Consider the following 20,478-nt stretch of genomic DNA (forward strand, 5'->3'; position numbering starts at 1 on the left):
TCAGGCTAACGCGACTCGGAGTGCGGCGATGGCGCGGTCGGCCGCTTCCGTCGTCGCCGGCACCACACCGTGGTAGCCCAGGTAGCCGTGCACCAAGGTCTCGGCATTGTGGACCTCGACGGAAACCCCTGCCGCGGTGAGCATCTCGCCGTACCGGATGCCGTCGTCGCGCAGCGGGTCGTGGCCGGCGACGGCGATGTACGCCGGTGCCAGCCCGGCCAGGGACTCGGCGCGCGCCGGCACCAGGGCGGCCGGTGGGTTCCGTAGGTCGACACCCGTGGCATATAGCAGCGAGAAACCGCCGACGTCGTCGCGGCCGAGCACCGGCGCGTCGGCGTTCTCGGTGAACGACGGCAGCGTCGTGTCCCAGGTCGTCGCCGGGTACCACAGCAGCTGGGCGCGCAGCGGGATACCGGCGTCACGAGCCAGTTGGGCGACCACGGCGGCGAGGTTTCCGCCGGCCGAATCACCGGCAACCGCAAGACGATTCGGGTCACCACCGATCTCGCCGGCGTTTGCGGCCACCCACTGGGTGACGGCCCAGACGTCGTCCACAGCGGCGGGGAAGGGGTGCTCGGGGGCCAGGCGGTAATCCACCGAAATCACGACGGCGCCGGTCCCGGCGGCGTGCAGCCGGGCGGTGCCGTCGTAGGTGTCGAGATCGCCGACCACCCAGCCGCCGCCGTGGAAGAACAGCACCACGGGTGCCGATGGTTCGACGTCCGCGGGCCAATAGATCCGGACCGGCACGCCTTCGATGGCGCGGTCCTCGGCGCGGACCTCGGGGAACACGGCCTTGCGGGGCAGCTCACGGAACCGCGCGCGGGCGGCCTCGACGCCGCCGTCCATGGTCAATTGGAACGGAACCGCTTCCAGTACCTTTTCCAGAATGGGATCGAGCGGGGGACGCACAGTGTCCGACATGAGTTCACCGTACGCACCGCGCTGGCGGGTGTGGGTGGCGGCCGCTGTCGTGGCCGCCGGCTACGGCGTCTTTCTCATCGTGACGGCGCTGCGGCTGCCGTCGGGTGCGGACCTGACCGGCCAGTTCGCCCTGCAGCCCGAGATCAAGGCGCTGCCTGCGCTGCTGCTGGCGGTGGCCGCGGCCGGACACGCCATCGTCCGCGAACGTCGCTGGCTGATCGCCGCACTGGTGTTCTCGGCAGGCGGCGACTTCCTGCTGGCGATCCCCGGGTGGCCGCTGGGATTCGTGTTCGGGCTGGGCTCGTTCCTGATCGCGCATCTGTGTTTCCTGGCGGCCCTGCTGCCTCTCGCCCGGCGGACCCCGGCCGCCACCGCCGGCGCCGGGGCCTTGGTGGTCATCTGTATCGGGCTGATCGTCTGGTTCTGGCCGAGCCTGGTCGCGCAGAAGATGACCATCCCCGTCACCGTGTACATGGCGGTCCTGGTGGCCATGGTGTGCACCGCGCTGTTCGCCGACCTGCCGACCCGTTGGACCGCGCTCGGTGCACTGTGTTTCGCGGTGAGTGACGGCATGATCGGGATCAGCAAGTTCGTCCTCGGTGACGAGACGCTGGCAATACCCATCTGGTGGGCCTACGCCGCATCGTTGCTCCTGATCACCGCCGGGTTCTTCGCGGGCCGGACGGTGGCGGCCGCGTCGGCCATGTCTGCTACACCGGCTGCGTGACCGTCACCAGGGCGCAGGCCGAACACGAGCCCGTGGCCCGGGTGCTGCCGATGCTGTCGGTGCCGCACCTGGACCGCGAGTTCGACTACCTGGTGCCCGCCGACCTGTCCGACGACGCCCAGCCGGGCGTGCGGGCCAAGGTCCGGTTCAACGGTCGGCTGGTCGACGCCTTCATTCTCGAAAGACGCTCGGACACCGACCATTCCGGCAAGCTCGGTTGGCTGGACCGCGTGGTCTCGGCCGAGCGGGTGCTGACCCCGGCGGTGCAGCGCCTTGCCGAAGCGGTGGCCGCCCGGTACGCGGGCAGCCGTCCCGACGTGCTGCGGCTGGCCATTCCGCCCCGGCACGCCACCGTAGAGAAGCAGGCGCCGCCGGAGCTCCCGCCGCTCACCCCGCATCGGGTCGACGCCGGCGCCTGGGCGAACTACGGCCGCGGTGAGCAGTTCCTCGAGGCTCTCGGCGAGGGCCGGGCGGCCCGCGCCGTGTGGCAGGCGCTGCCGGGCGAGGACTGGGCCAGGCGGCTGTGTGAGGCCGCGGCCGTCGTCGTCAACGCCGGGCGGGGTGCGCTGCTGATCGTCCCCGACCAGCGCGACGTCGACGCCGTCCACGCTGCGGCCCTGACACTCGTCGACGAGTCCCGGGTGGTCGCGCTGTCCGCGGGCCTCGGCCCGTCGCAGCGGTACCGGCGGTGGCTGTCGGTGCTGCGTGGCCACGCCCGGCTGGTGATCGGCACGCGCAGTGCGGTGTTCGCCCCGGTCTCCGACCTCGGGCTGATCGTTGTGTGGGACGACGGTGACGACTCGCTCGCCGAACCCCGCGCGCCGTACCCGCACGCCCGGGAGGTCGCGATGCTGCGGGCGCACCAATTGCGTTGCGGCGCAGTGATCGGCGGCTTCTCCCGTACCGCGGAGGCACAGGCGCTGGTGCGCGGTAACTGGGCGCATGACCTGGTGGCCGGCCGCTCCGTCCTGCGCGCGCGGGCCCCGCGGGTCGTCGCGCTCGACGACGATGCGCACACCCACGAGCGCGACGCCGCCGCCCGCACCGCGCGGCTGCCGTCGATGGCGCTGGGGGCCGCGCGGGCGGCGCTGAGCGCCGGGCGGCCGGTGCTGGTGCAGGTGCCGCGCCGCGGCTACGTTCCCGCGCTGGCGTGTGGCAAATGCCGGACCATTGCCCGGTGCCGGCACTGCACCGGCCCGCTGTCGCTGCCCGACCGGGACACCGTGGGCGCCGTCTGCCGCTGGTGCGGCCGCCAGGACAGCGCGCTGCGCTGCGGCCGGTGCGGCTCGGATGCCGTGCGCGCCGTGGTGGTCGGCGCCCGCCGCACCGCGGAGGAGCTGGGCCGCGCCTTTCCCGGTGTCCCGGTGGTCACCTCCGGCGGCGACGCCGTGGTGACCGAGGTACCCGCCCGCTCGGCGGTCGTGGTGGCGACCCCGGGCGCCGAACCACGCGCCGACGGTGGCTACGGCGCGGCGCTGCTCCTGGACGGGTGGGCCCTGCTGGGCCGCCAGGATCTGCGGGCCGCCGAGGACACGCTGCGCCGGTGGATGTCAGCGTCGGCCATGGTGGTCGATCGGGCTGCCGGCGGCACGGTGGCGGTGGTCGCGGAGTCATCGATCCCGACGGTGCAGGCGCTGGTGCGCTGGGACCCGGTCGGGCATGCCGAGTCCGAGCTCGACGGCCGCGCCGAGGTCGGGCTGCCGCCTGCGGTGCACCTCGCGGCCGTCGACGGCATTGCTGAGGGGGTCGACGCGCTGCTGGAGGCCGCCGCGTTGCCACCCGATGCCGAGGTGCTCGGTCCGGTCGACCTGCCGTTCGGCGCCCGCCGTCCGCCCGGTGTGGACTCGGGTGCTCCGGTACACCGGATGCTGGTGCGGGTCCCGCGAGACCGGGGGCTGGTGCTGGCGGCGGCCCTACGGCGGGCGACGGGTGTGCTCAGCGCCCGCCACGATCAGGAGCCGGTGCGCGTGCAGATCGATCCGCTGCACATTGGCTGAGTACAGGGATGAGTGGGTTCGGTCAGATCACAAAGCCGGGCGAGCGGAGCGACGGGAAATAGGCAGTAGCCTGGTGGATCGTGCGTATCGTCTTCGCCGGAACACCGGAACCCGCGCTGCCGTCCTTGCGCCGGCTCATCGCGTCGCCCCGCCACGAGGTGGTTGCGGTGCTGACCCGACCCGACGCGGCCTCCGGTCGGCGGGGCAAGCCGGCGCCGTCCCCGGTGGCCGAACTTGCTCTGGCAGAAGGCATTCCGGTGCTGCGGCCGGCCAAACCCAACGAGCCGGAGTTCGTCGCCGAACTCGCCGAGCTGGCACCGGACTGCTGCGCCGTCGTCGCCTACGGTGCTCTGCTGCGTGACGAACTACTGGCCGTGCCGCGGCGGGGCTGGATAAACCTGCACTTCTCGGTGCTGCCGGCCTGGCGCGGCGCCGCCCCGGTGCAGGCTGCCATCGCCGCCGGCGACGAGGTGACGGGCGCCACGACGTTCCAGATCGAACGTGCACTGGACTCCGGCCCGGTGTACGGCGTGCTGACCGAGGCAATACGGCCCATCGACACCGCGGGTGACCTGCTGGCCCGCTTGGCCGACGCCGGCGCCGGTCTGCTCGAGACGACGCTCGACGGTGTCGAGGACGGTGCACTGACCCCGGTGCCGCAGCCCGCCGACGGCGTGACGATCGCCCCCAAGGTCACTGTCGAAGACGCGCGCGTGCGTTGGGACCTGCCCGCACACGTGGTCGACCGCCGCATTCGCGCGGTCACGCCCAACCCGGGTGCCTGGACCGAGATCGGCGACCTGCGGGTGAAACTCGGCCCGGTGGTTCCGGTCGAGGCAGAACCGCTGGCGCCCGGCGCAATTCGCGTGGAGAAGGCGGGCGTGCTGATCGGCACCGGGAGCTCTCCGGTGCGCCTGGGCATGGTGCAACCGCCGGGGAAGAAACTGATGAATGCGGCGGACTGGGCGCGCGGCGCCCGGCTGGATGAAGGTGTGGTGGCCCGGTGAGCGAACGGAGCGGCGAGGGACGCGGCGGACGCGACCGCGGTAAGAGTGGCGCTGATCGGGGCCGGCAGGGCCGCCCGAACAACCAGGGCCGCTCGGGTGGCCGGGATCGTCAGGACCGCCAGCCGGGCCAGTCACAGTCCCGACCGGCCGATGCCGAGCGGCGCGGCCCCCGCGGCCCGCGCCGCAAGCCGCTCGATCCGGCGCGCCAAGCCGCTTTCGACGTGCTGCGTGCCGTGTCGGAGCGCGACGCCTACGCCAACCTGGCGCTGCCGGCGATCCTGCGCGAACGTGACATCACGGGCCGTGACGCGGCCTTCGCCACCGAGCTGACCTACGGCACCTGCCGCTGCGTAGGACTGCTCGACGCGGTGATCGAGAGTGCGGCCGGCCGGCCCACCGACCGGATCGACCCGGTGCTGCTGGACCTGCTGCGGCTCGGCGCCTACCAGTTGCTCCGCACCCGGGTCGACGCCCATGCGGCCGTGGACACCACCGTCGAGCAGGCCGGCATCGAATTCGATTCGGTGCGTGCGGGTTTCGTCAACGGCGTGCTGCGCACCATCGCGGGCAAGGATGAGGCCACCTGGGTGGCCGAGCTCTCGCCATCGGCCGCCGCCGACCCGATCGGCCACACCGCCTTCACCCACGCCCATCCGCGCTGGGTGGCCCAGGCCTTCGCCGACGCACTCGGTGCCGACGCGGGGGAGCTGGACGCGATGCTCACCAGCGACGACGAACGCCCCGTCGTGCACCTGGCGGCCCGGCCCGGCGAGATCAGCGCCGACGAGCTGGCCGCGGCGGTCGGCGGCGACGTCGGCCGGTACTCGCCGTACGCGGTGTACCTGCCCGGCGGCGACCCCGGCCAGCTGGACCCGATCCGGGACGGCCTCGCCCAGGTGCAGGACGAGGGCAGCCAGCTGGTGGCCCGGGCGCTGACCGAGGCGCCGCTGGAGGGCAACGACACCCGCTGGCTGGACCTTTGTTCGGGTCCCGGCGGTAAGACCGCGATGCTCGCCGCCATCGCCGCGCAGTGCGGCGCCGAGGTGACCGCTGTCGAACCGGCAGCGCACCGGGCGGATCTGGTCGAACGCAACACCAGCGGTATGGGTGTCGAGGTGCTGCGGGTCGACGGCCGCGAGTCGGGTCTGGAGCCCGGCTCGTTCGACCGGGTTCTGGTCGATGCGCCCTGTACCGGTCTGGGTGCACTGCGCCGTCGTCCCGAGGCGCGGTGGCGCCGGCAGCCCTCTGACGTGCCGGGTCTGGCCCGGCTACAGCGTGAATTGCTCGCTGCGGCAATCAAACTCACCAGGCCCGGCGGGGTTGTGCTGTACGCGACCTGCTCGCCACACCTGGCCGAGACGGTCGGCGTGATCGCCGACGCCCTGCGCCGTCAGCCTGTCGAGGCGATCGATACCCGGCCCTTGTTCGCACCGGCGGACCGGCTCGGGCCCGGACCATACGTGCAGTTATGGCCACATCGGCATGGCACCGATGCAATGTTCGCGGCCGCGCTCAAAGTAGTCTGACCGCCATGGCAGGTCCATCTCCCGTCGCTCCGCTCGCCCATGCCCCACTGATCGCCCCGTCCATCCTTTCGGCCGACTTCGCCCGGCTCGCCGACGAGACCGCGGCGGTGGCAGGCGCCGACTGGCTGCACGTCGACGTCATGGACAACCATTTCGTCCCGAACCTGACGCTGGGTCTGCCGGTGGTCGAGAGCCTCCTGAAGGTCACCGACATCCCGATGGACTGCCATCTGATGATCGAGGACCCGAAGCGCTGGGCTCCGTCGTATGCCGAGGCCGGTGCCTACAACGTGACGTTCCACGCGGAGGCGACCGACGACCCGATCGCCGTCGCCCGCGACATCCGCGCGGCCGGGGCGAAGGCGGGCCTGTCCGTCAAGCCCGGCACCCCGATCGAGCCGTACCTGGAAATCCTGCGGGACTTCGACACGCTGCTGGTGATGTCGGTGGAGCCCGGCTTCGGCGGCCAGAAATTCATCGCCGAGGTGCTGCCCAAGGTCACCGCGGCGCGCCGCCTGGTCGACTCCGGTGAGCTGACCCTGATCGTCGAGATCGATGGCGGCATCAACGACGAAACCATCGAGGCGGCCGCCGCGGCCGGTGTCGACTGCTTCGTCGCGGGTTCTGCGGTCTACAACACGGCCGATCCGGGTGCCGCGGTGGAAGCCTTGCGGCGTCAGGCCGCGGCTGCCTCACCGCACCTGGTGCTGTGACGCCGAAGGCGCTCGACGCCGCGGTGCTCGACGCGATGCGGCTGGCCATCGGCCAGGCCGATGCGGTCAAAGGCACCACCTACCCGAACCCGCCGGTCGGCGCGGTGATCCTGGACCGCGACGGCGACGTGGCCGGCGTCGGCGGGACCCAGCCGGCGGGGGAGGCGCACGCCGAGGTGATGGCGCTGCGGCGGGCCGGGACCCGTGCTGCGGGCGGCACTGCCGTGGTGACGCTCGAGCCGTGCAATCACCAGGGCCGCACCGGCCCCTGCGTCGATGCGTTGCTGGACGCCGGGGTGACGGGCGTGGTGTTCGCCGTGGCCGACCCGAATCCGGTGGCCGCGGGCGGCGCTCAGCGACTGACCGATGCCGGGGTGACGGTGTCCTCGGGCGTCCTCGCCGACGAGGTGTCCGGCGGGCCGTTGCGGGAGTGGCTGCACCGCCAGCGCACCGGCCGGCCCCATGTGACGTGGAAGTTCGCGGCCAGCGTCGACGGCCGCAGTGCCGCGGCCGACGGTACGAGCCAGTGGATCACCGGTCCGGCCGCCCGGGCCGACGTGCACCGGCACCGCGCGGTGGCCGACGCCATCGTCGTCGGGACCGGCACGGTGCTGGCCGACGACCCGTCGCTGACCGCCCGCCTGCCCGACGGCACCCTGGCGGCGCGTCAGCCGCTCCGAGTGGTGGTCGGGGCACGCGAAATCTCGTCCGAATCGAACGTCCTCAACGATGATTCCCGCACCATGGTGATCCGGACGCACGACCCGTTGGAGGTGCTCCAGGCGCTGTCGGACCGGACCGACGTGATCCTCGAGGGCGGCCCGACGCTGGCCGGGGCGTTCGTCCGGGCGGGGTTGGTGGACCGGATTCTGGCCTATCTGGCGCCGACGCTGCTGGGTGGACCGATCACGGCGATCGACGATGTCGGTGTGCCGACCATCTCGCAGGCCCGCCGCTGGCGTTTCGACGGGGTTGCCACCGTCGGTGCCGACGTGCGCCTCAGCCTGGTGCCGAACTGATTGCTCGGGGGCATCCCAGCGAACTTTTTAGGCCGCCCGCGGCGGTCTGAACGGTGGTGAGCCGATGCTGAATCACCCGAATTGATTCCCGCAGCGTATGAGACGTGCGATTCACCGTGGCGCACAATGTGATTGGCCTCACCGCGGCCCATCTTTAGTTTTGCTAATCGTTACCAGTTCGAGATCAACGCCTCGGCATCTGCGCAGGAGGCCGGGATTTCGCGGCCGTAAAATTAGGGGCATAGACCGGGTCGCCTGGATCCGGCCGAAATATCGCGCTCACCGATGTCGTTAGAGCGAAGGTGAACACGAGCAAAGGATACGAGCATGACTGCACTGCAGGACTGGCTCAGCTTCCGTCCGGTTGAAGACGGCATCAAAGACATGATGTTCCGACGGCCCCTGCGGGCGGTGCTGAGTGTCGTCGAGGACTTCGACGAGGCAGTGGACGTGGCGCTGGAACGCCTGGCGGCGCATGCGAACGTGCCGCAGCCGGCCCAGGAGCCGACCCCGGCGTACATCCCGGACAACGTGGTGCTGATGCGCCCGGGCCTGGAGCGGTGCTGAGCCGGGACACCTGAGCCCGCGTCGAGTGCGCGGGCCTGCTGACTGAAACAATGGAGCCGCAGAGTCGATGGACTCTGCGGCTCCGTTGTTCTTACGGATCAGGCCACCGGCGCCGGATCCACCTCCGGGGCGGTCTCCGGTTCGTCGGCCAGTTCGTGGCGGCCGGCGATCAGCAGACCCGCCAGCGCACCCACCACGCAGACGATGGCGGTGATCAGGAAGATCGAGCTGTACTGCATGGTGTAGGCAATTCTGACGTTCTTCGTGATCTGTTCTGCCGCGTCGGCAAGGCTGCCACCCTTCGCCGGCGGCAAGGCCGCCAGGTTCTGGTTGAACTTGTACAGACCCCACGCGGACAGCGCCGCCATCCCGATCAGCATGCCGATCATGCGGGACACGACGACTGCGGCCGAGGCGATGCCGTGCTGTGCTGTCGGTACCACCCGCAGTGTCGCCGAGGTCAGCGGACCGATGACCAGACCCAGCCCCAGGCCGGCAATGATCAGGTCGGTCGGCAGCTTCGGCAGCGTGATGATCGCGAGGTCATGACTGGCCTCCAGCACGTTCATGTCCCAGTGCGACACCAGCAGGTACGCGGCGGCCGCGATGACAAGGCCGACGAACGCCACGATGCGGTCGCCCACGCGGGTGGCGATCCACCCACCGACGAGGGCGCCGACCGGCAGCGCACCCAGGAACCACGCCAGTTTGAAGACCGCGTGAGCCTGGTCGATACCGAGGACGCCGCGGCTGAACAGCTCGACGTTCACCAGCGTGACCATCAGCGCCGCGCCCGCGCACAGCGACGATGCCAGACCGGCGAGGAACGGCCGGAAGTGCACGCCCACCGGATCGATCAGCTTGGTGCGGGCGATCTTCTCCCAGACGAAGAACGCGACCGCGGCCACTGCCGCGGCGATCAGCAACGGCGGACCGTTTTCCGGCAACACCTGCTTGCCGTCCGGGTTGGGGTTGTACAGACCCCAGGTCGCGAGACCGAGCGCGACGGCGAGCAGGACGCCACCGAGCACGTCGATCTTCTCCGGCGTCTCGGTCTCGGCGCGCGAGGGCAGGCTGAAGTGGATCATCACCATGGCCGCAATGGTCAGCGGCACGTTGATCCAGAAGACATCGCGCCAGTCGTTCAGCAGCCACACCACGCCGACGCCGTACAGCGGGCCGAGCACGCTGCCCAGCTCCTGCGCGGCACCGATACCGCCGAGCACCCCGGCGCGGTTGCGCGCGGCCCACAGATCGGCGGCCAGTGCCAGCGTCACCGGCAGGAGCGCGCCGCTGGCGACACCCTGGATGGTCCGGCCGATGATCAGCTGGATCAGCGGCTCGATCATGTCGTTCGCCGGGGCGAACATGCCGGCCATTGCCGTGACGATCGAACCCACCGCGAACAGCGCCAGGCTGGCTTGCAGCACCAGTTTGCGGCCGAACCGGTCCGAGGCCCGGCCCAGCAGCGGCATGGCCGCGATGTAGCCCAGCAGGTACCAGGTGACCACCGGCGTGACCTGCTGGATCTTGTTGATCGGGATGCCGATCCCGTCCGGCGGGTCCTTCATCATGTCGGTCATGATCGTCACGACGACATAGGTGTCGAGCGCGCCGAGCAGGACCGCAAGGCTGCCCGCGGCGATGGCGACGTGGCGGTTGTTGCCCCCGGCCATTACTGGTTGCCCCCGGCCATTACTGAACGTCGGGCTTGTTGACGGTGACCGGCTTACCCCAGTCGGTCAGCGTCATCTGCAGGCTGTTACCCGGGCTGGTCTCCAGCTGCGCCTGTGCCAGCTGGTGATTGCCGCCCTCGTCGATCCAGGCGGTGCCCGGCAGCGCGTTGGTGACCTTCAGCTGCGGAGCGATCTTGTTGACCGCGTCGGCACTGACGGTGCCGGTGACCTTCACGGTCTTCACGCCGTTGATGTCCTCGCGACCGACGGCTTTGGCGTCGGTGAAGTTGTCCAGGATGTTGGCCAGACCGGTGTCCGGGCGCAGGATCGCCGAGATGTCGTAGATGGCGTCGGCGGGGCCGAAGTCGGACAGGGGACCACCGGCCGACAACGAGGCGTACAGGTGGTTGTCGTAGACCACGAACGGGGCGTCCTGGACCCCCATGCCGCCCACCGACAGGTTGGCCTTGCCCTGGCCGGCGACGGCCGGGGTCAGCGTCATGTCACCGGTGAGCTTGGTCACCGTCATCTTGGCGATCTTGCCGTTGACGGTCAGAACCAGGTGCACGCTCTGCTGGCTGCGGGTGGTGTCGGCGGACTGCTTGAGCAGCGTCGCCGCGTCGGGCAGCGGGGTCGAGGGTGCCTCGGACTTCGAGCAGCCGGAGACCAGGAGCACCCCGGCCATCACGGTGGAGAGTAGGGAAACAAGCATGGCGGAGCGTTTGCGCGTCTGCATGTCCTGCATCGTAATAGGTGCGCCTGACTAACAAGTTGTCTCGATGGCCCGGTAGAACCACAGGCATGGTTGCTGAAGTCGAATTCCGGGCGGTTCCGATCGATGCCGGTGACGGCGCGGCGCTGGTCGGGGCCATGGAGGCCGAGATGGCGGAACTGTATGCCGACGTCCGCGGCGGGCTCGATCTGAACGCACCGGACATGCCCAAGGCCGGGCCGGCCGAGCTCGGCCCGCCGCATGGCGTCTACCTGGCCGGATACCGCGACGGGCGGCCGGTCTGCGGAGGCGGGCTCAAGCGGCTGCCCGACGGGGCGTGCGAGATCAAGCGGATGTACGTGGCGCCGGAGGCTCGTGGGCAGGGCCTCGCCCGATTCCTGTTGCGGGCCTTGGAGGACGCCGCCCGCGGGCTCGGTTACACGGTTGCCCGGCTCGATACGGGGTCTCGGCAGCCATATGCCCAGCGGTTGTACGAATCGGAGGGGTACCGGCCGATCCCGAATTTCAACGGCAACCCGGTGGCGCACTACTTCGGCGAGAAGCAGCTTGGCAGGGCGAGCGAAGCGACGGGGGATGTTTCAGGGGCGAGCGGAGCGACGGGGGATGTTCCGGGGGCGAGCGGGGCGAGCGGGGCTAGCTAGGCTGGGGCGCATGTTCACCGGCATTGTCGAAGAGCTCGGCGAGATCGTCAGCAAGGATCAACTGGCCGACGCGGCCCGGTTCGTCATCCGTGGTCCGCTGGTCACCACCGATGCCGGCCACGGTGATTCGATCGCGGTCAACGGTGTCTGCCTGACCGTCGTCGACGTGCTGCCCGACGGTGCGTTCTCCGCCGACGTGATGGCCGAGACCCTCAACCGGTCCAGCCTGGCCGGCGTAGAGGTCGGCGGCCGGGTGAACCTCGAGCGCGCCGCGGCGATAAACAGCCGCCTGGGCGGGCACATCGTGCAGGGCCATGTGGACGGGGTCGGCACGGTCCTCGCGCGCACACCCTCGGAGCACTGGGAGGTCGTGCGCATCGCGCTGCCGCCGCAGCTGGCCCGGTATGTGGTCGAGAAGGGCTCGATCACCGTCGACGGGGTATCGCTGACGGTATCCGGCCTGGGCCGCGATGAGCAGGGCGACTGGTTCGAGATCTCTCTCATCCCAACGACGTTGCAGCTGACGACTTTGGGCCGTGCGCCGGTGGGCACCACGGTGAACCTGGAAGTCGACGTCATCGCGAAATACGTCGAGCGGCTGCTCACCCCGGCGCAGTAGCGCCCGGTCATGCCGTGTCCGCTGAGCGGACCGGCGGGAGTCAAGCGGCCTGTACCAGTGGTTCATACTGGTAGGTGATCAACATGGCCCTGATGTGGCCACGGCAAGGGTGGTGGAGATGACGAGGCTTGATTCCGTCGAGCGGGCGATTGCCGATATCGCGGCGGGCAAGGCTGTCGTCGTCATTGACGACGAAGATCGCGAGAACGAAGGCGATCTGATCTTCGCCGCGGAGAAGGCGACGCCGGAGCTGGTGGCCTTCATGGTCCGCTACACCTCGGGCTACCTGTGTGTGCCGCTCGACGGCGCCATCTGCGACCGCCTCGGTCTGCTGCCGATGTACGCGGTGAACCAGGACAAGCACGGCACCGCCTATACCGTCACCGTTGACGTGAAAAAGGGTGTGGGAACCGGCATTTCGGCTTCGGACCGGGCCAAGACCATGCAGGCGCTGTCCGATCCGGACGCCGTCGCGGACGACTTCACCAAGCCTGGACACGTAGTTCCGTTGCGCGCCAAGGACGGTGGCGTGCTGCGTCGTCCCGGTCACACCGAAGCCGCGGTCGATCTGGCCCGCCTGGCCGGATTGCAGCCCGCCGGCGCGATCTGCGAGATCGTCAGCCAGAAGGACGAGGGCGCCATGGCCCAGACCGACGAGCTGCGCGTCTTCGCCGACGATCACGACCTGGCGCTGATCTCCATTGCCGACCTCATCGAGTGGCGCCGCAAGCACGAGAAGCACATCGAGCGGGTGGCCGAGGCCCGGATTCCGACCCGGCACGGCGAGTTCCGGGCCGTCGGCTACACGAGCATGTACGAGGACGTCGAGCACGTGGCCCTGGTGCGCGGCGAAGTCTCCCCGGAGAACGGTGACGACGTCCTGGTGCGCGTGCACTCCGAGTGCCTGACCGGTGACGTGTTCGGTTCGCGGCGCTGCGACTGCGGCCCCCAGCTGGATGCCGCCATGGAGATGGTGGCCAATGAGGGCCGTGGTGTGGTGCTGTACATGCGTGGGCATGAAGGCCGCGGCATCGGCCTGCTGCACAAGCTGCAGGCTTATCAGCTGCAGGATGCCGGCGCCGACACCGTCGACGCCAATCTGGAACTCGGCCTGCCCGCCGATGCCCGGGACTACGGCATCGGTGCCCAGATCCTGGTCGACCTCGGTATCCGGTCCATGCGGCTGCTGACCAACAACCCGGCCAAGCGCGTCGGTCTGGACGGCTACGGCCTGCACATCATCGAGCGGGTGCCGCTGCCCATCGGCCCCAACGCCGACAACATCCGGTATCTCATGACCAAGCGGGACCGGATGGGACACGACCTCATCGGACTCGACGATTTCGCCGGTGACGCAACAGACGGAGAAGGTAAATGAGTGGTGCCGGTGTTCCGGAGATGCCGGCGCTCGACGCGTCCGGAGTCAAGCTGGCCATCGTGGCCAGCACCTGGCACACCGTCATCTGTGACGCACTGCTGGACGGCGCGCGCCGGGTGGCCACGGCCTCGGGCATTGCCGAACCGACCGTGGTCCGGGTGCTCGGTGCCATCGAAATCCCGGTGGTGGCACAGGAATTGGCCAGGACACACGACGCGGTGATCGCGCTCGGCGTGGTGATCCGGGGTGGCACACCACATTTCGACTACGTGTGTGACGCCGTCACGCAGGGCCTGACCCGGGTGTCGCTCGACGAGTCGACCCCGGTCGCCAACGGCGTGCTGACGGTCAACACCGAAGAGCAGGCCATCGACCGCGCCGGCTTGCCCGGTTCGGCGGAAGACAAGGGCGAGCAGGCCGCATCGGCGGCGCTGGCCACCGCGCTCACCCTGCGCGATCTGCGCCGATGACCAAGGATGCCGGCAGCTGGGACCTGGAGGTCCGGCCGCAGCGGGTGAAGTACGTCGCGTACGCGGCGGCCGCCGTCATCATCGTCGTGCACATCACTGTGGGTGCGCTGCTGAAACTCGGCGCCACCGGGGTGATCTTCCAGACCTCCGACCAGGTGTCCATGGCACTGCTCGGGCTCATCCTGGCCGGTGCGGTGCTGCTGCCGACGCGGTCCCGGCTACGGGTGGGTCCGGCCGGCATCGTCGTCCGTAACGTCCTGAGCGACAAGCTCATTGCCTGGCCCGACGTCGTCGGCGTCTCGTTCCCGCTGGGGGCGCGGTGGGCCCGGGTGGACCTGCCCGACGACGAGTACGTCCCGATCATGGCCATCCAGACCGTCGACAAGGTGCGGGCCGTCGACGCGATGGACCAGCTACGGGAACTGGTCGCGAAATACCGCCCGGATCTCAGTTCAGAGTCAAAGACATCGTGAGTTCGTCTGCCGGACCGGGATTTTGGGAGCCCTCGGCCGGTTCGGCCGTGGCGACGAACCCGAAGTCCTGGTAGACCCCGAGCGCTGCCGCATTGTCGCGGTGCACCCGCAGGGTCACGGTGTGCGCTCCCAGCTCACGTCCCCAGTCGATCGCCGCGGTCAGCAGGGTGCGCGCCACGCCACGCCCGCGCGCGACCGGATCGGTCCACAGCGAGTAGAGGTACACCGACCCAGGGCTGGCCCGATGTGCGGCGATCAGGCCCACGAGGCGGTTGTCCTGGGCGAGGGCGAACTGGGCGTGGGCCCGCAGCCGCCGGCGCCATTGCGTCCCGGTGAAGCTCAGCTCGGTGCGGTATTCGGCGTCGTCGGTCCCCGCGGAATCGGCCAGCGCGCGCAGCCGTAGCGCGGCGAACATCCGCCAGTCGGCCTCGGTGAGCCGGATCACCCCTGTTCCGGTCATATCCGTCCCATCACCAGGCCCACCTGTCCGCGCCCTCTCATGGGATAGAATTTGCTGATAGTGACCGATTTTCGCATGCCTTCGCCGCCGCAGGACGTCGTGGCGATCGCACCCGCCGAACTGGTCGGCCGCCTTGGTGCCTACCCGACGGTGACCGTGCCGATCTACCAGGGCCGGACCGTCGACATGGCGTGGTTGTGGCAGTACCTCGCCGAACCCGCGGACTACTTCGGGCTGGCCATGCCGTCCGAGGCTGACCTCGGCGCCGCGGTGGCTCACTTCTCGGGGCAGTTGGTGGCCGCGACGGTCACGATCATGGACGGCGGTCGGTGCGCGGTGACGGGCACGCCTTCCCAGGTCTACGCACCCGGTCCGGTGCGCATCGGCCGGCGCGTCAGTGACTGGACCGCACCGGCGGAGACGGACGAGCGGTGGCTGCGGATGGCGGCCCGGACGACCAGCCTGGGCGCCGTGGACCTGCTGCAGCGCCGGCTGGCCGAACAAGATTGCGCGGACGCGATGGCATCCGGTCCTGACGTCACCCCGCCCGTGGCCGGCGCTCTGGTGCTCGACGTCGGTGGCGAACCGGTCGGTGTCGAGAATCCCGAGCCCGTCTCGATCCTCGATCAACTGCAGACCTGCGGTGTTCTGCGTCCTGTCGCGCGCCGAGATGAGGTCCCCGTCGACGCGGTGCGTCACGCCTGGTGGATCTCGCCGCAGTACCGCATCCAGCCCGTTGCCGGGCTCGGCGACCGCACCGTCCCCGTTGATTCCGCCTACCCGCCGTTCCTGGAGCAGCTGTGACCAAACCTTTTGTCCCCCAGTCCTACAAGTCGTTTCGCATCGACGGCTTCGACGTCGAGGGCGGCGTGTTCCACGGGCGTTACACCATGTGCGGGGCCGATTCCGCGGACGACGTCAGCTTCGCCGAGACCGTCGATTTCCGGGACAGCCTGGGCGGTGGCCGGCCCGACGACCGGCTGCTGCGCCTGCTGACGCTGACCTGCTCGCTGAGCTACTACAAGGCCGCCGCGCCGCCACAGATCGAAATCGCCTTCGCGACTTATGATTTCGAACGGGATTATCTGCGCCAGGTGCTGGCCGGCGGCCTCGGTGAATACGCCTACCGCAACAACCTGCCCGGCGCGCTGAGCCCGGAGATCACCGGCGACCGCGCCGATGCTTCTCCCGTCGCTTCGCTCGCCCCGGAAATCCCCGAACCGCAGCCCGACACCTGGAATCCCGACGCGGCGCCGCTGGTGCCGGTCGGCGGCGGCAAGGACTCGGTGGTGACCATCGAAGCCCTCACCCCGCTGCAGCCGGTGCTGTTCAACGTGAACAAATTCGACCCCATCGACCGGTGCATCGAGATCAGCGGGTTGCCGCACGTGCGCGTCATGCGGACCATCGACCGGACCCTCATCGACGTCAACGCGGCCGGCGCCTACAACGGACACATCCCGGTCACCGCGATCAACAGCATCATCGGTTTGATCGTGTCGGACGCCAACGGCCTGGGACCCGTGGTGCTATCCAACGAGCGTTCGTCCAACGTCGGCAACGTCGAATGGATGGGCCAGGACATCAACCATCAGTGGTCCAAGAGCGTCACCTACGAGACGTTGCTGCGCGACACCCTCGCCGCGTACGGGCTGAACCCGGACCGCTACTTCTCGCTGCTGCGCGGTCTGTCGGAGTCGCAGATCGCTGATCGGTTCGCCGCCAGCCCCCAGTATTTCCGCGCTTTCATCAGCTGTAACCGGCCGTTCGCGCTCGATGCCGGCCGGCGTGGTGCCACCTGGTGCGGCCACTGCCCGAAGTGCCAGTTCGTGTTCGTGCTGATGGCGCCGCGCCTGGGCCGCGCCGAGGTGGAGGCGATCTTCGGGCGGAACCTGTTCGAGGACAACGACAGTCGCGCCGAATTCGAGGACATCCTCGGCATCGGTGCGCACAAGCCGTTCGAATGCGTCGGGGAGTACTACGAGGCCGCCGAGTCGATGCTGACCATTCTCGACGACGCATCGTGGGCCGGTCTGCCGCTGGTCGAGGAGTTCCGCAGCGCGCGAGCCGATTTGGAGCGCGTCGCCGGCGACCACGACGACAGCCCCGCCGTGCAGTACGTGCCCGAGCGCTATCGTGCCGCCCTGGACGACCGTCGATGACGTCCCAGCGTCCAGACCTCGCCGGTGCCGCGGTCGGGATCTGGGGTTTCGGCAAGGAGGGCCAGTCGCTGGCCCGCACCGCGGCCGCCGCGGGTGCCGCGCGCATCGACGCCGTCGACGACGCGGGCCGGGGGACCCTGGACGTGCCCGGTGATATCGCCAATCTGAATCTGTGGCGCGGTGCCGAGCACCTGGCCCGCCTCGCGGAGTGCGACGTGGTGTTCCTCAGCCCTGGGATACCGTGGCATCAGCCGTTTTTCACCCAGCTCCGCGCTGCCGGCAGCACGTTGTCCAGCGCCGCCGACTGGTACCTGCGCCGGTACGCCACCCAGACCGTCGGCGTCACCGGGACCAAGGGCAAGAGCACGACAGCGTCGTTCCTGACGCACCTGCTGCGGCGGCTCGGCGCGGACGCCGTCGTCGCGGGAAACATCGGCACGCCGTTGTCGGACCTGGAACCGGGGCCGGGCGCCGTCGTGGTCGCCGAGCTGTCCAGCCAACAGTGCGCCCTGGTGACCGCGTCGCCGCGAATCTCGGTGATCACCAATCTCTTCGAGGATCACCTGGACTGGCACGGCGACATCGATGCCTACCACTGCGCGAAAGCCAACATCTTCGCCTGCGGCGGTGAGATTCTGGTCACCACACCGCAGGTGCTCGGCGTCCTCGATCGTCTGGGCATCGCCCTGCCGCCGGTGGTGCGCACCGTCGACGCGGAAGAGGCGGCGCGCAGCCAGGCTGGTCTCGGGGCGGGCGATTACGTGATGGCCTACGAGCACAACGTCGTCAACGGCGCCCTGGCTGCTGTTGCTGCCGCCGAGGTGATGGGCCGGCCGGTGACCGACGACGAATTTCTCGGCGCGGTAACGACATTCGAGGCCTTGCCGCACCGGCTCCAGGTGGTGCGGCGCACTCCGGGAGTGCGCTGGATCGACGACACCCTGGCCACCACGGGCGAGAGCGTGGTGGCCGCATTGCGCTCGATGCGCCCCGACGACCGGGTGGCGCTCATCGTCGGCGGCATGGACCGTCAGCTCGACTACGACCAGATCGACGACTATCTGCTCTCCGGCGCGCGTGACGTTCACCTCATCCAGGGGCCGACCAACGGGACCTCGATCGGGCGCCGCTTCGCCGCCGCACGCCCGGAGTCCGTGCACCCCGTCGACAGCCTGGGGGCGGCGGTACGGGCAGCGGCCGCGGTACCAGGCGTGACGGCCGTGCTGCTGTCGCCGGGCGCGGCCAGCTATGACCTGTTCGCCAACTACGTGGCAAAGGCCGCGGCGTTCTGCGAGTTCATCGATGCCGAGACCGGCGTCTCCGATGCTGTCAGCCAGCCGAACTAACCTGTAACAGTGCCTGATCCATCGACGTACCGGCCTGCGCCGGGAACCATCCCGCTCGAACCGGGGGTATACCGGTTCCGGGATCCTCATGGTCGGGTCATTTACGTCGGCAAGGCCAAGAGCCTGCGCAACCGGCTGAACTCGTACTTCGCCGACCTGTCGGCGCTCGCGCCCCGCACCCGCCAGATGGTGACCACGGCCGGCAGTGTGGAATGGACGGTCGTCACGACCGAAGTCGAAGCGCTGCAACTGGAATACAACTGGATCAAGGAATTCGATCCCCGGTTCAACATCCGGTACCGCGACGACAAGTCGTATCCGGTCCTGGCGGTGACCCTCAATGAGGAGTACCCGCGGTTGTTCGTGTACCGCGGGCCGCGACGTAAGGGCATCCGGTACTTCGGCCCATACTCGCACGCCTGGGCCATCCGCGAGACGCTCGATCTGCTCACCCGCGTCTTCCCGGCGCGCACCTGCTCGAACGGAGTGTTCAAGCGGCACAACCAGATCGGCAGGCCCTGCTTGCTGGGCTACATCGACAAGTGCTCGGCACCCTGCGTCGGCCGGGTGACCGCAGCTGAGCACCGTAAGATCGTCGAGGATTTCTGCGACTTCCTGGCCGGCAAGACCGACCGACTGGCCCGGGACATGGAACAGCAGATGGCCGAGGCGGCCGAGGAATTGGAGTTCGAGCGGGCGGCGCGGCTGCGGGACAACATCTCGGCGCTCAAACGGGCGCTGGAGAAGCAGGCGGTCGTGCTCGGCGATGGCACCGACGCCGACGTGGTGGCGTTCGCTGACGACGACCTCGAAGCCGCCGTCCAGGTGTTCCACGTCCGTGGCGGCCGGGTCCGTGGCCAGCGCGGCTGGGTCATCGAGAAATCCGGTGAGCCGGGTGAATCGGGTGAGGACTACCTGGTGAGTCAGTTCCTCACGCAGTTCTACGGCGATCAGGCCGAACTGCGCGGCGCGGCGCCGACCGACGAGATCACCAACCCGGTGCCCAAAGAGGTTCTGGTTCCGGTACTTCCGGACAATGCGGACGAACTCGCCGACTGGTTGTCCGGTCTGCGTGGCTCCCGGGTGCAGCTGCGGGTGGCGCAGCGTGGCGACAAGCGGGCCCTGGCCGACACCGTGCAGCGCAACGCGCAGGATGCGCTGGCGCAGCACAAGCTCAAGCGGGCCGGCGACTTCAACGCCAGATCCGAAGCACTGCAAAGTATTCAGGATTCGCTGGAGCTCGATGACGCGCCGCTGCGCATCGAGTGCGTCGACATCAGCCACGTGCAGGGCACCGATGTGGTGGCCTCGCTGGTGGTGTTCGAGGACGGACTGCCCCGCAAATCCGACTACCGGCACTACGCCATTCGTGAGGCCGCGGGCGACGGCCGGTCCGACGACGTCGCGTCCATTGCCGAGGTGACCCGCCGGCGCTTCGCACGCCACGTGGCCGACACCCAGGTCCGCGCCGAGACCGACGGTGCCGACACCACCGAAACCCCGGCGCGGCCAAAGCGATTCGCGTACCCGCCCAACCTGTTCGTGGTCGACGGCGGCGGGCCCCAGGTGAATGCGGCGGCTACTGTGCTCGACGAGTTGGGCGTTACGGATGTGGCGGTCATCGGTTTGGCGAAACGTCTGGAAGAGGTGTGGGTTCCCGAACAGCCGGACCCGCTGATCATGCCGCGCAACAGCGAAGGCCTCTATCTGCTGCAGCGGGTCCGTGATGAAGCCCACCGGTTCGCCATCACCTATCACCGCAGCAAGCGGTCCAAGCGGATGACGGCGTCTGTGCTCGACGCGATCCCGGGCCTCGGTGAGCACCGGCGCAAAGCGTTGGTGACCCACTTCGGTTCGGTGGCGCGGCTCAAGGAGGCCGGCGTCGACGAATTGACCGCGGTCCCCGGCATCGGTGCGGCCACGGCTCAGGCGGTGGTCGACGCTCTGCGGTCGGCGGACCCCGGCGGCATCGCTGATTCCCAGCCGGATTCGGGGGCGGCGCCGACAGATATCGGCAATGATCGGACACCAGAGTGAGCG

At 69.4% G+C, this 20,478-nt stretch carries 20 protein-coding genes; 16 read left to right on the forward strand and 4 right to left on the reverse strand.

Annotation, left to right across the window (positions count from 1 at the left end; translation table 11 throughout):
- Nucleotides 1-924, reverse strand: coding sequence for an alpha/beta hydrolase (locus ACX12F_RS13190; RefSeq protein WP_459369972.1), 924 nt, complete (start codon nucleotides 922-924; stop codon nucleotides 1-3).
- Here ACX12F_RS13190 and ACX12F_RS13195 point away from each other — a divergent pair.
- From ACX12F_RS13195 to ACX12F_RS13225, 7 genes are all read left to right on the forward strand, one after another.
- Entirely contained in the window at nucleotides 923-1,651 is a 729-nt protein-coding gene (locus ACX12F_RS13195; protein ID WP_459369973.1) for a lysoplasmalogenase, read from the forward strand. The genes ACX12F_RS13190 and ACX12F_RS13195 overlap by 2 nt on opposite strands.
- Before the next feature lie 50 nt (nucleotides 1,652-1,701).
- A complete protein-coding gene (locus tag ACX12F_RS13200; RefSeq protein ID WP_459370337.1) occupies nucleotides 1,702-3,648 on the forward strand; it encodes a primosomal protein N' in 1,947 nt (648 codons plus the stop codon).
- A gap of 80 nt (nucleotides 3,649-3,728) precedes the next feature.
- Nucleotides 3,729-4,655: a methionyl-tRNA formyltransferase gene (fmt, locus tag ACX12F_RS13205; RefSeq protein WP_459369974.1), complete on the forward strand. Its 927-nt coding sequence runs from the start codon at nucleotides 3,729-3,731 to the stop codon at nucleotides 4,653-4,655.
- Complete coding sequence (locus ACX12F_RS13210; RefSeq protein WP_459369975.1) at nucleotides 4,652-6,181, forward strand: RsmB/NOP family class I SAM-dependent RNA methyltransferase; 1,530 nt, start codon at nucleotides 4,652-4,654, stop codon at nucleotides 6,179-6,181. The genes fmt and ACX12F_RS13210 overlap by 4 nt, the downstream gene beginning before the upstream one ends.
- 5 nt (nucleotides 6,182-6,186) lie before the next feature.
- The gene (gene rpe, locus ACX12F_RS13215) at nucleotides 6,187-6,894 is read left to right on the forward strand and encodes a ribulose-phosphate 3-epimerase (RefSeq protein WP_459369976.1); all 708 of its coding nucleotides are present in this window, start codon (nucleotides 6,187-6,189) and stop codon (nucleotides 6,892-6,894) included.
- A 35-nt stretch (nucleotides 6,895-6,929) separates the two neighbouring features.
- Complete coding sequence (ribD, locus tag ACX12F_RS13220) at nucleotides 6,930-7,913, forward strand: bifunctional diaminohydroxyphosphoribosylaminopyrimidine deaminase/5-amino-6-(5-phosphoribosylamino)uracil reductase RibD (RefSeq protein WP_459370338.1); 984 nt, start codon at nucleotides 6,930-6,932, stop codon at nucleotides 7,911-7,913.
- A gap of 327 nt (nucleotides 7,914-8,240) precedes the next feature.
- Complete coding sequence (locus ACX12F_RS13225) at nucleotides 8,241-8,480, forward strand: hypothetical protein (protein WP_459369977.1); 240 nt, start codon at nucleotides 8,241-8,243, stop codon at nucleotides 8,478-8,480.
- 98 nt (nucleotides 8,481-8,578) lie between these two features.
- On the opposite strand, the gene ACX12F_RS13230 is transcribed toward ACX12F_RS13225, so the two are convergent.
- A complete protein-coding gene (locus ACX12F_RS13230) occupies nucleotides 8,579-10,156 on the reverse strand; it encodes an MFS transporter (protein WP_459369978.1) in 1,578 nt (525 codons plus the stop codon).
- A 19-nt stretch (nucleotides 10,157-10,175) separates the two neighbouring features.
- Nucleotides 10,176-10,892 carry an LppX_LprAFG lipoprotein gene (locus ACX12F_RS13235; RefSeq protein ID WP_459369979.1) on the reverse strand — a complete coding sequence of 239 codons (717 nt, stop codon included), beginning with the start codon at nucleotides 10,890-10,892 and terminating at the stop codon, nucleotides 10,176-10,178.
- Between the two features lie 65 nt (nucleotides 10,893-10,957).
- On the opposite strand from ACX12F_RS13235, the gene ACX12F_RS13240 reads away from it, so the two are divergent.
- The 5 genes from ACX12F_RS13240 to ACX12F_RS13260 all read left to right on the forward strand — a co-directional run bounded on the left by ACX12F_RS13240 (nucleotide 10,958) and on the right by ACX12F_RS13260 (nucleotide 14,470).
- Complete coding sequence (locus ACX12F_RS13240; protein ID WP_459369980.1) at nucleotides 10,958-11,530, forward strand: GNAT family N-acetyltransferase; 573 nt, start codon at nucleotides 10,958-10,960, stop codon at nucleotides 11,528-11,530.
- Nucleotides 11,531-11,540: 10 nt separating this feature from the next.
- Nucleotides 11,541-12,149, forward strand: a complete 609-nt coding sequence (locus ACX12F_RS13245) for a riboflavin synthase (protein ID WP_138230544.1) — start codon at nucleotides 11,541-11,543, stop codon at nucleotides 12,147-12,149.
- 118 nt (nucleotides 12,150-12,267) lie between these two features.
- On the forward strand, nucleotides 12,268-13,527 hold the full coding sequence (locus ACX12F_RS13250; protein ID WP_459369981.1) for a bifunctional 3,4-dihydroxy-2-butanone-4-phosphate synthase/GTP cyclohydrolase II: 1,260 nt from the start codon (nucleotides 12,268-12,270) through the stop codon (nucleotides 13,525-13,527).
- The gene (gene ribH / locus ACX12F_RS13255; RefSeq protein WP_459369982.1) at nucleotides 13,524-13,997 is read left to right on the forward strand and encodes a 6,7-dimethyl-8-ribityllumazine synthase; all 474 of its coding nucleotides are present in this window, start codon (nucleotides 13,524-13,526) and stop codon (nucleotides 13,995-13,997) included. Before ACX12F_RS13250 ends, ribH begins: the two co-directional genes overlap by 4 nt.
- Entirely contained in the window at nucleotides 13,994-14,470 is a 477-nt protein-coding gene (locus tag ACX12F_RS13260; protein ID WP_459369983.1) for a PH domain-containing protein, read from the forward strand. Before ribH ends, ACX12F_RS13260 begins: the two co-directional genes overlap by 4 nt.
- Here ACX12F_RS13260 and ACX12F_RS13265 read toward each other — a convergent pair.
- The gene (locus tag ACX12F_RS13265) at nucleotides 14,445-14,930 is read right to left on the reverse strand and encodes a GNAT family N-acetyltransferase (protein ID WP_459369984.1); all 486 of its coding nucleotides are present in this window, start codon (nucleotides 14,928-14,930) and stop codon (nucleotides 14,445-14,447) included. The two genes, ACX12F_RS13260 and ACX12F_RS13265, sit on opposite strands and share 26 nt — an antisense overlap.
- A 60-nt stretch (nucleotides 14,931-14,990) precedes the next feature.
- Here ACX12F_RS13265 and ACX12F_RS13270 point away from each other — a divergent pair, with 60 nt between their 5' ends.
- The 4 genes from ACX12F_RS13270 to uvrC are packed head-to-tail and all read left to right on the forward strand — an operon-like array spanning nucleotide 14,991 to nucleotide 20,475.
- Nucleotides 14,991-15,734, forward strand: coding sequence for a hypothetical protein (locus ACX12F_RS13270; RefSeq protein WP_459369985.1), 744 nt, complete (start codon nucleotides 14,991-14,993; stop codon nucleotides 15,732-15,734).
- Nucleotides 15,731-17,092, forward strand: coding sequence for a MurL-like N-terminal domain-containing (locus ACX12F_RS13275; protein ID WP_459369986.1), 1,362 nt, complete (start codon nucleotides 15,731-15,733; stop codon nucleotides 17,090-17,092). The genes ACX12F_RS13270 and ACX12F_RS13275 overlap by 4 nt, the downstream gene beginning before the upstream one ends.
- Nucleotides 17,089-18,438, forward strand: coding sequence for a UDP-N-acetylmuramoyl-L-alanine--D-glutamate ligase (murD, locus tag ACX12F_RS13280; protein ID WP_459369987.1), 1,350 nt, complete (start codon nucleotides 17,089-17,091; stop codon nucleotides 18,436-18,438). The genes ACX12F_RS13275 and murD overlap by 4 nt, the downstream gene beginning before the upstream one ends.
- A 9-nt stretch (nucleotides 18,439-18,447) precedes the next feature.
- Nucleotides 18,448-20,475 carry an excinuclease ABC subunit UvrC gene (uvrC, locus tag ACX12F_RS13285; RefSeq protein ID WP_459369988.1) on the forward strand — a complete coding sequence of 676 codons (2,028 nt, stop codon included), beginning with the start codon at nucleotides 18,448-18,450 and terminating at the stop codon, nucleotides 20,473-20,475.
- The last annotated feature ends 3 nt before the right edge of the window (nucleotides 20,476-20,478 follow it).

This window comes from Mycolicibacterium sp. HS_4_1 (assembly GCF_054515875.1).

Coding starts and splice junctions, on each gene's coding strand:
- ACX12F_RS13235 (WP_459369979.1), bottom strand. CDS start 10,892: ATGCAGACGCGCAAACGCTCCGCCATGCTTGTTTCCCTACTCTCCACC.
- ribD (WP_459370338.1), top strand. CDS start 6,930: ATGCGGCTGGCCATCGGCCAGGCCGATGCGGTCAAAGGCACCACCTAC.
- ACX12F_RS13225 (WP_459369977.1), top strand. CDS start 8,241: ATGACTGCACTGCAGGACTGGCTCAGCTTCCGTCCGGTTGAAGACGGC.
- ACX12F_RS13190 (WP_459369972.1), bottom strand. CDS start 924: ATGTCGGACACTGTGCGTCCCCCGCTCGATCCCATTCTGGAAAAGGTA.
- ACX12F_RS13265 (WP_459369984.1), bottom strand. CDS start 14,930: ATGACCGGAACAGGGGTGATCCGGCTCACCGAGGCCGACTGGCGGATG.
- ACX12F_RS13200 (WP_459370337.1), top strand. CDS start 1,702: ATGCTGTCGGTGCCGCACCTGGACCGCGAGTTCGACTACCTGGTGCCC.
- rpe (WP_459369976.1), top strand. CDS start 6,187: ATGGCAGGTCCATCTCCCGTCGCTCCGCTCGCCCATGCCCCACTGATC.
- ACX12F_RS13260 (WP_459369983.1), top strand. CDS start 13,994: ATGACCAAGGATGCCGGCAGCTGGGACCTGGAGGTCCGGCCGCAGCGG.
- ACX12F_RS13245 (WP_138230544.1), top strand. CDS start 11,541: ATGTTCACCGGCATTGTCGAAGAGCTCGGCGAGATCGTCAGCAAGGAT.
- ACX12F_RS13240 (WP_459369980.1), top strand. CDS start 10,958: ATGGTTGCTGAAGTCGAATTCCGGGCGGTTCCGATCGATGCCGGTGAC.
- ACX12F_RS13230 (WP_459369978.1), bottom strand. CDS start 10,156: ATGGCCGGGGGCAACAACCGCCACGTCGCCATCGCCGCGGGCAGCCTT.
- murD (WP_459369987.1), top strand. CDS start 17,089: ATGACGTCCCAGCGTCCAGACCTCGCCGGTGCCGCGGTCGGGATCTGG.
- ACX12F_RS13250 (WP_459369981.1), top strand. CDS start 12,268: ATGACGAGGCTTGATTCCGTCGAGCGGGCGATTGCCGATATCGCGGCG.
- ribH (WP_459369982.1), top strand. CDS start 13,524: ATGAGTGGTGCCGGTGTTCCGGAGATGCCGGCGCTCGACGCGTCCGGA.
- ACX12F_RS13195 (WP_459369973.1), top strand. CDS start 923: ATGAGTTCACCGTACGCACCGCGCTGGCGGGTGTGGGTGGCGGCCGCT.